Source organism: Citrobacter sp. BIDMC107 (assembly GCF_001037575.1).
Taxonomy (GTDB): Bacteria; Pseudomonadota; Gammaproteobacteria; order Enterobacterales; family Enterobacteriaceae; genus Citrobacter; species Citrobacter freundii.
Genome location: NZ_KQ089848.1, coordinates 224,981 through 237,020, shown reverse-complemented (window position 1 = coordinate 237,020; position 12,040 = coordinate 224,981). Strand labels below are relative to the sequence as shown.

At 51.0% G+C, this 12,040-nt stretch carries 14 protein-coding genes; 7 read left to right on the top strand and 7 right to left on the bottom strand.

Features of this window, described 5'->3' with window-relative positions:
- Positions 1-4: 4 nt before the first annotated feature.
- From SK39_RS01145 to ydhT, 4 genes are all read left to right on the top strand, one after another.
- Positions 5-670, top strand: coding sequence for a YdhW family putative oxidoreductase system protein (locus SK39_RS01145; protein ID WP_032935890.1), 666 nt, complete (start codon positions 5-7; stop codon positions 668-670).
- Between the two features lie 63 nt (positions 671-733).
- Entirely contained in the window at positions 734-1,402 is a 669-nt protein-coding gene (locus SK39_RS01140) for a 4Fe-4S dicluster domain-containing protein (RefSeq protein WP_003029332.1), read from the top strand.
- Complete coding sequence (phsC, locus tag SK39_RS01135) at positions 1,399-2,184, top strand: thiosulfate reductase cytochrome B subunit (RefSeq protein ID WP_003029330.1); 786 nt, start codon at positions 1,399-1,401, stop codon at positions 2,182-2,184. The genes SK39_RS01140 and phsC overlap by 4 nt, the downstream gene beginning before the upstream one ends.
- Positions 2,185-2,187: 3 nt before the next feature.
- A complete protein-coding gene (ydhT, locus tag SK39_RS01130) occupies positions 2,188-3,000 on the top strand; it encodes a protein YdhT (RefSeq protein WP_003836540.1) in 813 nt (270 codons plus the stop codon).
- Between the two features lie 9 nt (positions 3,001-3,009).
- Here ydhT and SK39_RS01125 read toward each other — a convergent pair whose 3' ends face one another.
- The 5 genes from SK39_RS01125 to SK39_RS27020 all read right to left on the bottom strand — a co-directional run bounded on the left by SK39_RS01125 (position 3,010) and on the right by SK39_RS27020 (position 6,465).
- Entirely contained in the window at positions 3,010-3,687 is a 678-nt protein-coding gene (locus SK39_RS01125) for an amino acid ABC transporter permease (protein ID WP_032935888.1), read from the bottom strand.
- A complete protein-coding gene (locus SK39_RS01120) occupies positions 3,677-4,462 on the bottom strand; it encodes an amino acid ABC transporter permease (protein ID WP_048216513.1) in 786 nt (261 codons plus the stop codon). The genes SK39_RS01125 and SK39_RS01120 overlap by 11 nt, the downstream gene beginning before the upstream one ends.
- Complete coding sequence (locus SK39_RS01115; protein WP_003029322.1) at positions 4,462-5,280, bottom strand: amino acid ABC transporter ATP-binding protein; 819 nt, start codon at positions 5,278-5,280, stop codon at positions 4,462-4,464. The genes SK39_RS01120 and SK39_RS01115 overlap by 1 nt, the downstream gene beginning before the upstream one ends.
- A gap of 1 nt (position 5,281) precedes the next feature.
- Positions 5,282-6,115, bottom strand: a complete 834-nt coding sequence (locus SK39_RS01110; protein WP_032935887.1) for an ABC transporter substrate-binding protein — start codon at positions 6,113-6,115, stop codon at positions 5,282-5,284.
- A 209-nt stretch (positions 6,116-6,324) separates the two neighbouring features.
- Positions 6,325-6,465 carry a hypothetical protein gene (locus tag SK39_RS27020; protein ID WP_003832695.1) on the bottom strand — a complete coding sequence of 47 codons (141 nt, stop codon included), beginning with the start codon at positions 6,463-6,465 and terminating at the stop codon, positions 6,325-6,327.
- Positions 6,466-6,797: 332 nt separating this feature from the next.
- On the opposite strand from SK39_RS27020, the gene SK39_RS01105 reads away from it, so the two are divergent.
- Entirely contained in the window at positions 6,798-8,279 is a 1,482-nt protein-coding gene (locus SK39_RS01105; RefSeq protein WP_032935886.1) for an APC family permease, read from the top strand.
- 21 nt (positions 8,280-8,300) lie between these two features.
- On the opposite strand, the gene SK39_RS01100 is transcribed toward SK39_RS01105, so the two are convergent.
- A complete protein-coding gene (locus SK39_RS01100) occupies positions 8,301-8,999 on the bottom strand; it encodes a cache domain-containing protein (protein WP_048216512.1) in 699 nt (232 codons plus the stop codon).
- Between the two features lie 24 nt (positions 9,000-9,023).
- Complete coding sequence (locus tag SK39_RS01095; protein ID WP_003029304.1) at positions 9,024-9,749, bottom strand: FadR/GntR family transcriptional regulator; 726 nt, start codon at positions 9,747-9,749, stop codon at positions 9,024-9,026.
- 315 nt (positions 9,750-10,064) lie between these two features.
- Between SK39_RS01095 and SK39_RS01090 the strand changes: the two genes are divergently transcribed.
- Complete coding sequence (locus SK39_RS01090) at positions 10,065-11,492, top strand: gamma-aminobutyraldehyde dehydrogenase (RefSeq protein WP_048216511.1); 1,428 nt, start codon at positions 10,065-10,067, stop codon at positions 11,490-11,492.
- An 11-nt stretch (positions 11,493-11,503) separates the two neighbouring features.
- Positions 11,504-11,977, top strand: coding sequence for an ester cyclase (locus SK39_RS01085; RefSeq protein WP_053069592.1), 474 nt, complete (start codon positions 11,504-11,506; stop codon positions 11,975-11,977).
- The last annotated feature ends 63 nt before the right edge of the window (positions 11,978-12,040 follow it).

The following is a 12,040-nucleotide window of genomic DNA, read 5'->3' as shown; positions in this document are numbered from 1 at the left end:
TGAGATGACTAACGTGAGCAACGTTCTGGCACCCGTAGAGGCGCTTCCTGACGAGGTTGATAGTCAAAAGAGACACTGGCTACAGGCGTTTCACCCGCCGGTAGAACAGGTGACTGCGCCGCAGGTTCAGGATCCTGCCAGCCCGGAGTCGATTGTGGCAGATTTTATCCGCCAGCATTCGGCATCGGGGCAATTGGTGGGGCGCAGCGTGTTTCTGCAGCCACCTTATTCGGTCCCTGAAACCGATCTATCCGCGCTGCTGGATGCGCTGTGTCAGGACGCAATTAACGCGGATATCACCCGTGTGCAGGGCGCGGAAGATGTCTATTTCTACTCAACGCAAACCATGACGGCAAACTACGCCGACATGTGCGTGCAGGTGGTGGAAAACGACATCTGCCGTGCGATTGCCGAGGCGGTACGCTTCGACGGCCGCACGTATCCTCGCCCCTATAAGGTCGCCATGTTGACGCAACCGCCGTATAGCTTTGAATCTCAGCAGATTACAGCGGCGCTAACGGCTATGGAAACGCATCCCGATTACGCAGATATACGTACTGTGGAATCGTCAAATGCGGAACCTTATCTGTTTAGCGAACGTTTTATGAGTTATGGCAAAGCGTACGGCCTGTGTGAATGGCTTGAGGTTGAGCAGTATCAGAACCCCTGAATTATTCAGGTTGATGTCATGGAACGTGTGGACGACCACTGTCACAGTTTAGAGGATAACCCGATGTCCTTCACCCGACGAAAATTTGTCATTGGCATGGGGACGGTGATTTTTTTCACCGGCCCAGGTCAAAATCTGTTAGCGAGTACCAGGAGCCCTAAAGCCGTTCGTTACGTCATGATTCACGACGAATCACTGTGTAACGGATGTAATATCTGCGCGCGGGCCTGCAGGAAAACCAACCATGTTCCTGCCCAGGGCAGCCGTTTGTCGATAGCGCATATTCCAGTCTCGGACAACGACAACGAAACGCTGTATCACTACTTCCGTCAATCCTGCCAGCATTGTGATGATGCGCCTTGTATTGAGGTGTGCCCGACCGGTGCCTCCTGGCGGGATGAGAACGGTATTGTGCGAGTAGATACGTCTTCCTGTATCGGCTGCAGTTACTGTATTGGTGCGTGTCCTTATCAGGTTCGTTATCTCAACCCGCATACCAAAGTGGCGGATAAATGCGACTTTTGCGCTGAATCACGCCTGGCGAAAGGTTTTCCACCGATCTGTGTTAACGCTTGCCCGGAACATGCGCTGATTTTTGGCCGTGAAGATAGCCCGGAAATTCAGACCTGGTTGCGAGAAAACAAGTATTACGAATATCAACTTGCAGGCGCCGGGAAACCCCATCTGTATCGTCGGTTCGGTCAACATTTGATTAAAAAGGAAAATGTATGAACGCGTCGCAAAATGCCGAACAGTTTCACGCCCAGCTTGCGCAGTATGTTCCCCTGTTTTCACCGGACTACTGGCCCGTGTGGTTAGTCGTTGCCGGGTTAATGCTGGTGGGAATGTGGCTGGTGCTGGCGCTTCACGCCATGCTGCGCTTTCGGGCGGCACATAAAACGTCGGCAGGGCACGGTGAGAAGGTCTATTTATATTCGAAGGCTGTTCGTTTGTGGCACTGGTCGAATGCGCTGCTGTTTTTGCTACTTCTGGTCAGTGGCCTGGTCAATCACTTCTCTGCCGTCAGCGCACCGGTCATGAAAAGTCTGCTTACCGTTCATGAGGTTTGCGGCTTTTTGCTACTCGCTTGCTGGGTTGGTTTTGTGCTGATCAACCTGATTGGCGGCAACGGACATCACTATATTATTCAACGTCAGGGCTGGATCGCTCGCGCGCAAAGACAAACACGTTTTTACCTGTTTGGCATTATGCAGGGCGAGTCACACCCATTCCCGGCATCACCGCGTTCTAAATTCAATCCGCTACAGCAGGCGGCCTACGTTGGCGTGATGTATGGGTTGCTGCCACTACTGCTGATTTCTGGGTTGTTATCGCTTTACCCGACGGTCGTCGGAGATCTGTTTCCTGGTGTGCGTTACTGGCTGCTTCAGGCGCACTTTGCGCTGGCAATTGTCAGTCTGTTTTTCATTTTTGGGCATCTTTATCTTTGCACTACGGGCCGCACGCCGGGCGAAACCTTCAAGTGTATGGTGGATGGCTACCACCGGCATTAAGCGATGATGATTACACGAAGTGACTTACGGGCCTGGCGTGTTGGGCCCGTCATGTATCGCTGGTTTCTACGCGCGTTTCCCGCAGGAGGAAGCTATGCCGATGTTCATCGCGCGCTCCAGCGGGAAGGGTATACTGATTGGGCAAATAGCCTGGTGGAATACGGCTGGTCGAAATGGCGGGAAGAGGCGAGTTTTGCTCAGCAGGATATTGACGCAATGGGGAATATTTCCTGTGAGCAAGCCGCGGAGGAAACCAGTCGTCCGTTGGCGAGTGCGGAAGATTATGCCCGATTTAGCAGTGCGGGTGACAACGTTAAAATTGCCAGCGCCGGGTATGCCGCACAGATCGCCAGTGCCGGTTACAGCGCACGGATTGGCAGTGTAGGCTATAACACGCATATCGGCAGTTCAGGCGATCGTGGGCGAATAGCGATTGCGGGAAATTCGGCGCGTATCAGCAGTGTGGGCGACGGAACGCGTATCGCCAGTACCGGCATGCGCGTACGCATCAGTTCGCTTGGCGACCGAAACCGGGTTGCCAGTAGCGGTGATTTAACCCAGGTAGCCTGTTTTGGCGCAGAGGCAAAAATCGCTAACTGCGCGGACAATATCCACATTATTGCCAGCGGAGAGAACGCCGTTGTTGCCAGTACCGGTACTGTAGATTCGATAACGCTCGGTCCCGGCGGATGTGCGGCGCTGGCTTATCACGATGGCGAGAGAATGCGCTTTGCGCTTGCCGTTGAAGGGGAAAAAAACATTCGGGCGGGCGTGAAATATCGGCTCAACGAAGACCATCAGTTTGTGGAATGTTGAGCCGAGAGGTCATTTTAGTGCGAAGCGGCGCTGGGTGATTTTCTCCAGGCTAAAGCACAGCAGGTAATAGACCAGTCCGGTAAAGATAAAAATGGCTGTCGGGTAGATTTGCACCCGGCTGTTAACCTGACCGGCAACCGTCGTGAGTTCCGGTACGTTAACGATAAATGCCAGTGACGTGTCCTTCAGTAGCCCAATGAAAATCCCCGTCAACGACGGCAGTACGTTACGCAGCACCTGCGGCAGCAAGATAAGCCACAGGGCCTGATCCCGGCGAAACCCCTGAACGACTGCCGCTTCATATTGCCCACCAGGCAGTGCGCTAATTCCAGCATACACCGAGTGCATCACCGAAGCGGTGGTGAACCATGCCAGCGCCAGCGTCACGGTAACGGCACCGGGTAGATCGCTTCCGGTCAGCATGGGTAGCAAATACCACATCCAGAAAATCACAAAGATGAGCGGAATGCCGCGAATAAATTCCGCCCAGATAAACAACCCGTTGCGAACCGCGCCAGGAAATCGCCAGGCGCAGCAGGCAAGAACGATCCCGCCAGGCAGCGCCAGCAAAGCCGCACCGATAGCCATCAGCAAAGTGAGCAGTACACCGCCGGGTTGCCCCTCAGCCACACGTCCCCACAGGAGATAGTCAAGATTGTCGGTAATGACCGAAATATTAGCGATCATGCAGTATGCTCCTGACGCTGAAGATGCGCATTCTTACCTTTGACGATTTACCCGCCGCCGGCCGCGGGCCAAGACGCGTAAGCAACATACCCAGCACGATGCCGGTAAACAGATAGAGTGCGGTGCCAACGGCAAAGGCTTCCAGCGCGTGCGCGTTGTAGCTCTCAATTTGCCGTACCTGGTAGGTGAGCTCAGCAAATCCAATACCGCTGGCAAGCGAGGAAAGCTTCATCAGGTTGAGATATTGCCCAACAATGGGTTGCCAGGCGTTTGCCAGTCCCTGAGGCAGTAGAATGTGACGAAATATCGCCCAGGATGAAAACCCCTGCGCCACGGCAGCCTCGCGTTGTCCGGCAGAAACTGCCTGTAAACCTGAGGCGATCTCTTCGACCAAAAATGCTGAGGTAAATACGCCCAGTCCCCATGCTGAACAGATAAACTCCGGCGTTAACCACCAGACATCACCCGGCAGAATTGACCATGGATGATCAGCATTGATGAAGCTAATGACGTCACGGGGAAGCCAGTTCCATGCGGCAAAATACCAGAACATCAGTTGCACCAGTAAAGGTGTATTGCGAAACACCGAGACCCACACCCCGACCATCGTTTTAGCGAGACGATTGCCCGTCAGTCGCAGGCTGAGCAGTGAGATGGCAATGAGCGTGGCGAGCACGATACCTGCCAGCGTCACCCAAAGCATGGTAAGAAAACCAGAAATTATCCATTGCAGGGGGTGCCCGCTCAGCACTCCCTGCCAGTCCATTGCATGCATTATGATGATGACTCCTGGTGTAACGGGTCGAGCACTTTTTTCAGGAAACGCTGGGTTCTCGGGTGCTGTGGTTGGACGAAAAAATCCTCCGGCGGGGCCACTTCAAGAATATCGCCACCATCGATGAAAACCACACGATCGGCAATCTCGCGGGCGAAATGCATTTCGTGGGTCACGACGATCATGGTGATACCGCTGTGGGCGAGATTTTTCATCACCTGCAATACCTCGCCGATCATTTCAGGATCCAGCGCGGAGGTGGGCTCATCAAACAGAATAATTTGCGGTGATGAAGCCAGCGCGCGGGCGATGGCCACGCGCTGCTGCTGTCCACCGGACAACTGTGCGGCATAGGCATTGGCTTTTTCCGCCAGTCCCACCTTTTCCAGCAACTCAAGTGCCCGGCGATCCGCTTCCGTCTTATTCCAGCCGTGAACATATTCCAGCGCCAGCGCGATGTTTTGCAGCGCAGTCAGATGCGAATAGAGATTGAATTGCTGAAATACGAAACCGATACGGCTGCGTAGCTGGCGTAATGCCGCCCCGCGCAACTGACTAATTGGTTTACCATCAATGAAGATTTCGCCATCGCTGAGCGACTCCAACTGGTTGATAAGACGTATAAGAGTGGACTTTCCAGAACCGGAAGGTCCCAGAATGGTCACCACTTCACCGGGCTCAACTGCCAGGTTGACGCCGTTAAGTACAGTTTGAGCGCCATACTCTTTAACCACATTGCGTAGCTCGACGCTCGCCTGACGCAAATGGGTAAAATCCGCAGCCGAAGCTGCGGATCGATGAAAAAGGGCTGAGAGCATATTATTTGGCTTCTATTTTAAAGGCGCGGGCTTGTGGACTTTTGGTTTCAGGACCAAACCAGACATCATAAATTTTGGCCGCCTGCCCGGTAGATTCCAGCTTCAAAAGTTCATCGTTGACGGCTTTTAACAACGCTGGCTCACCTTTTTTCACCCCCACCCCAATCTCTTCTTTGCTCAGCAGGTCCGGTAGAATTTTGAAATCTGCTTTATCCGGCGCACCGCCTAATAAACCGGCCAGAATCGTACTGTCCTGGGTGATGGCCTGAACATTGCCGTTGCGCAGTGCGGTTAACGCCAGCGGGATATCGTCATAGGCCAGTACGCGCGACTGCGGGAAGCGCTGATGCAGTGCCTGTTCACCAGTAGTGCCTTTTACCGCGCCGATGCGTGCTTTGCTGTATTGATCGAGCTTATCCGGAGATTTTGCTGGCACAAGGAACTGCTGGCCGGTAACAAAATAGGGGACGGAGAAATCTATTACCTGCGACCGCTCAGGCGTGATCGTGATATCCGCAACGATTAAATCGGCTTTACCAGATTGTAATAACGGAATTCGGTTTGCCGGATTGGTCGCCACCAGTTCCAGTTTTACACCAAGAGATTTAGCCAGCGCTTCGGCAAAATCGACGTCGTAGCCGACAATCTTATGCGTTTTGGCATCGATGGAGCCAAACGGCGGGTTCGCGTCAAATGTTGCGACTTTTACTACGCCTGCGGCTTTGATATCGGCCAGTTGGTCGGCCTGAGCCAGTGAGACGCTAATGCCTGATGCCAGCAGGATGCCGAGTGCCAGCAGTGTTTTTTTCGCGCTGTGAGTTTTTGTTACCATCATTTTGTAAGTCCCTGTCGTTTTTTTTGGTTTGTGCTTTTTACGCTCCCATAACTCAGGTTCAGGACAAAATAAGAAAAAATTCTTATCTATTTACAAAATGTTATTAGTGAAAAAGGTGTTAACAATGGGTAAACGCAATGCGATATGTAGCCAGGCGAGAGGGCATAGCCAGGAGGTAAAAAAAAACCGGCATTGCGCCGGTTCGGAAATCAGATTTTGCAGGCGTCACCGCAATCATTATCAGCAATAATTTCTTGCGCTTTCTTGTCTGCATCTTCCAGACGTTCAGCGTTACGCTCTTGCGCTTCTTCTAGTCCATCAAAGACCAGATTATCGAGATCAATTTCCATCATTCACCTGCTCAGGTTCAGCGTTTAACATCACGTTATTATATTGCAAAAATGTTGCTTAACAGCAGCGATTCTTGCTACTTAGCATCGAACGCAATCCGCTGTGCGTATTTATCCGCCAAAGTGGCCCACGGTTCGCAATTGCTAAAGAATTGTTGGTTGTAAATACCGCAAAATTCTCGCTCTCTCTACCGTTTTATTCCCACTTTTTCATTAACGTGATGCGCGATCATTTTTAACAAATCTGCGACAAAATCACTATACATATAACTTAATATCTTTTATACATTAATTGTTCAACCCTGCGACTATTCCACAAAAGAGAAAGCTATATGGAACAGACACCTGATAAGAAAAACGATAATTTTCAAAAAGATGGCAAAGAACAGTTCAATAGATCGATCGGTTTAATTTCAAACTTTGCGTTGGGTTTTACCTACCTGTCGCCGCTTACCGCCGTCTACTCGCTGTTTGCGCTGGCCGTAACGCTGGCGGGGCCGCCTGCAGTATGGTGGATTTTAATCGTCGCATGTGGGCAACTTTTGGTGGCGCTGGTGTTTGGTGAGGTCGCTTCCCAGTATCCGATAACCGGCGGGCTTTACCCTTGGGCCAGAAGGTTGTGGGGCAAGAAATATGCGTGGATCGCCGCCTGGATCTACCTGTGGGCACTGGTGGTCACCATTACGTCGATCGCGGAATATACATCAACGTTTGTTGAATCACTCTTCCATTATGGTCAGACTCCAGCCACGATGTTGGTGACTTCCGTTCTGCTGCTGCTGTTGATGATGGCGGTTAATTTGTCCGGGACTAAAAATCTGGCCCGGGTGGCGAAAATTGGTTTCTGGTGTGAAATTGTCAGCGTGATCGCGCTGGGGATTTATCTGCTGATTTTCCACCGTTCGCAGCCGTTCTCTGTAATTTTTGACTCGATGGGTGTGCTGGCTCATGACGGCAGCTATTCCACCGCATTTATGTCTGCTGCGCTGATGGGACTGTTTATGTTCTTTGGCTTTGAGGCCTGCGGTAACGTTGCGGAAGAGGTGCAGAATCCCAGTAAAAAGATCCCAGTGGCGATGATTTTAAGCATCGTATTCGGCGCGATTTCCGCCATTATTTCTGTTATGGGTTATCTGTTGGCTTCACCGAATCTGGTCAGCATCGTGAATGGCAAAACGTCCGATCCGATCCCGGCAATCCTTAATGAAGCTCTGGGTGAAACCGGCGCGACTGTCTTTATCGTCGTCGCGATTATCGCCATGTTGTCGTGCATTTTGTCTCTCCAGGCTGCGTTAAGCCGTCTTATCTTTTCTTTCTCCCGCGACAGAATGCTGCCGGGAAGTGAATGGATGGCCAAAATCTCTAAAAATGGTGTTCCGGATAATGCCATGGTCGTCAGTTGCCTACTGCCAGTGATCATCTGTGTTTGGGTTTATTTCCAGCCAGATAACCTGTCGCGTATCACCGCGTTTGCTGTTATCGGGATTTACATCTCGTTCCAGATGGTTGTGCTGGCCGCGCTGCGTCAGCGCCTGAAAGGCTGGAAACCGGCGGGGGAGTGGACCATTGGCGGTTGGGGCGTAATCGTGAATGTGTTGGCGTTAGCTTACGGATTGTGCGGGATCTGGTTACTGGCGCAACCGGCGGACAGCAGCGACTTCATTGACCGTTGGACGGTCCTGTTCGGCCTGGCGATTGTCGTTGGCTCGGGACTTATTTATATGTTCCTGACCCGTCCGTTTGGTCGTTCAGCGGCACCGGAAAACGACGCCATTGCGTACGCCAGTAAGCTCAATATGGGGCAGGATAACTAAAAACTAAGGGCCTTCGGGCCCTTAGTTTTGATAGTGATAAAGGATAAAGTAGTCGCTCTGATACATCACGGTACTATTTGCAGGTGACAGCAATTCACCCACGCGAAAACGTGGCCAACTGGAGAAAATGATCCTGTTTTCCAGATTGGTCAGAATCACATAATTAGGATGAGCGCAGGAGAGCAGTTCGGCTTCTATCTGACTGACCAGCAAATCGACCGCGGCAACACCGAGAAACTGGTCGTTGTAGTAGACCGGGACGGCTGACGTTAGGGTATAGGAGATATTGCAAATATAGTCGACGTAGGGACCGTGGATATAGGCTTTGCCAGCCGGAGGAGAATGCTTAAACCACTCAAAGGTTCTGAAATCCAGTCGTTGTTGCGTGGCCTGATCCAAATCCAGATGCGCCTGGCTCAAACCGTTATCTTTCTTATACCACCACTCCAGCAACCAGTACTCTTTTGTGTTTGCGGTGCTCTCAATATGGCTGGCGAATCCCGCCCCTGAACAGTAATGGTTGTCACTGAGCGTGCGCTTGATGTGCTGTTGAACGGTGGATCTTACTGATGGGTCGAGAACGACCTCGGCTGAGGCCTTTTGTACCCCTGAAATCGCCTCATGGATGCTCCTCGCTAGCGCAACGGTAGAATCTACGGTAGAAACAGTTATGTCATCAATTTTACGGATTAATGCGCTTAGGGATGTCGAAGAGCTCATTGTCTGTCCTGCCTTCACTGATTGTCAGTTCGAGTTATATTTCAGCTTTTTTTCAATAAGGTAGTAGGTAAACGTGTCGATGATCCGTGTAGCAAACTGTACTGACTCTGCCTCGTTGTGAGCAGCCAGTGCATCGGCCAGCGCTGAATAAAGCGCGATAATTTCCGCATGAATACTGTCTGTGCGATAAAGTATCGCCACAAGTGATGCCCATTCAGCCTGAACTTGCAGCTCCTGATTGGCCAGTCGCGCTGAATGCGAACTGGCGGCAATCGCCAGCAGACAACGCATATCGGCCTGGGTCATCAGCTCAGGTGAGTTTGCCTTTCTGAGTACCTCGACAAACTCGCGAAATTTGGCGATATCCGCACCGGTCATCCGTCGGGAAGCCAGCCTCGCGCTATGGCTAATAATGGCACAATGCATTTCACCCAGATCAGACAGATAATCCGTACTGATCGCTTTGAACGGGTGCAGGGCGCTATTTTTGCCATCGATATTTTCGCAAACGAAGCTCCCGCCATTACGACCACGAACCGTATGGATAAGATTATTAGCCCGAAGCGTGTTTAGCGCTTCTCTGATAGTGATATGTGAGACACCCATCATTTTTGCCAAATCAGTTTCGTTGGGAAGCTGTTCTTTTGGCTCCAGCAACCCTGTGATAATGGCATTTGAAAGGCGCTGGACTATCTGGTCTGAACGACTGACCTGCCCGATAGGCGCAAATATGACCGCGTGAGTAATCATAATCTTTTCTGTACTCAATTCCCTGAAACAACGACCATTTTTAACACATGCCCGTCGGGCAAGGAAGGTAAGAATGGCCGAGTTATTTTACATGCCTGGGCGCAACGTCACTGCACAAGCGGATGTGTGTCCCGATAACCTCATGATGAGCTGAGCATAACGCGTCAACTGGCAATGAAAAGCCTTACCTTGCAAATGTGAAAATTAAGTTAAAAATGCGAGGCTTATCATAGTGTCAATGTTGCGCATTTGAAAAAAATTTACAATATATATAATACATAAGATTCTTTATGTATTAATTGGCAGGAGACAAGCATGAAAACCCTGAAGCATTTTATTAATGGGCACTATGTAGCAGGCAGCAGCGAAGATAGCTTCGAACTGGTGAGTCCGGTTGACGGTGAAACATACGCAATTTCTCCCAACGCTAACGAGGTGGAGGTAGAGCAAGCCTACTCAGCAGCGGAGGCGGCGTTTAGAATCTGGAGAAAATCGACGCCAGCACAGCGGCAAAAGGCGTTATTGCTGCTGGCTGATGAGATTGAACGCAACGTTGAGCGACTGATAACCGCGCAGAGTCAGGAAACCGGTCAGCTTCGCCATTTTATTGAGAAAGAGGAGATTGCGGCATCCTGCGATGCCATCCGCTTTTTTGCCGGCGCGGCGCGCTGTCTTGAAGGGAAGGCGGCCGGAGAATATTCCGCCGGGTTTACATCGACCATCCGTCGTGAACCGTTGGGTATCGTTGGGCAAGTTACGCCGTGGAACTACCCGTTCATGATGGCGGTGTGGAAGATTGCACCAGCGCTGGCGGCAGGCAACACGGTCGTGTTAAAGCCAAGCGACACCACACCAGTGAGTACGCTGCTGTTGGCTGAACTGGCAGCACCATTGTTCCCGAGAGGGGCGTTTAACGTCGTGTTGGGCAAAGCCAGCACTGGTTCGCTGGTGGTTTCAAATCCGAAGGCTTCACTGGTTTCGATTACCGGTTCGGTCCGCGCGGGCTTGCAGGTTGCGGCATCAGCAGCGGCGAATCTGACTAAAGCACATCTGGAATTGGGCGGGAAAGCGCCTGCAGTCGTGTTCGCCGATGCGGATATGGACAAGGCGATTGCGACAATCACTACGGCAGGCTTTTTCAATGCCGGGCAGGATTGCACAGCGGCTACGCGGATCCTGGTAGAGCAATCCATCTATGCTGAGTTTCTGGAAAAACTGATCCAGAAAACAAAAAGTATCAAATTTGGGCCGCCAGAAGATCAGAATGCGCTGTACGGCGCATTGAATAGCCGGAATCAACTGGAGCAGGTGAAAGGTTTTATTGAGCGTTTACCGGCACATGCAAAAATTGAAACCGGTGGGCGCGCCGGGCCAGGTCCGGGCTTCTATTTTGAGCCGACGATTGTCTCCGGATTGCATCAAAATGATGAAGCTATTCAGCATGAAGTATTTGGTCCGGTAATGACCATTCAGTCGTTTTCTACTGACGAAGAGGCACTACACAAAGCGAATGATGTGGAGTATGGTCTTGCCGCCAGCGTCTGGACCCGTAACCATGGTCGCGCGCAGCGCTTCAGCATTGACCTCGATTTTGGCACGGTGTGGATTAACAATCACATTCCTCTGTGTGCCGAAATGCCGCACGGCGGGTTCAAAAAATCGGGTTATGGCAAAGATCTCTCATCCTATTCACTCGAAGAATATACTCGGGTGAAACATATCATGTGTGACATTTCTGAATAGAGAGGATTACGATGAAAACAGTAAAAATTGCGGTGCTTTCATTAGTGATGCTCTCGGGCTATAGCCTTGCAGAAAGTACATCGCTGAATACCGTAAAAGAATATATGGCGGCGTGGAATGCGCATGATGCTTCAAGAGCCGCTCAATATCTTGCGGATGATGCTGTTTATTATGATGCCGCCGCGGGCGAACCGATAAACGGCAGAGAAAAAGCGGAAAAAGAGGTTATCGGCGCTTTTATTAAGGCGGTGCCAGATCTGAACTGGAAAATGGTTGGCAAACCCGTCTACGACGAAGACACCGTGGCCTTTCGTTGGGAATTTTCAGGCAAAAATAGTGGTGAATGGGCAGGGAGTCCGCCGACAAATAATCCGATCAAATTTGAAGGCGTAAGCTATATTCATGTTAAAGCAGGAAAAATCACCTGGCAGGGTGATTATTATGATTCTAAAAAACTGGATGAAGAGTTAAAGCCAGTGAAGTAGTCGGTTGTACCCCTTTATAAATAAGAAGGGGGTATTTCTCTTATTTGTGTCGTATTAAAGGCA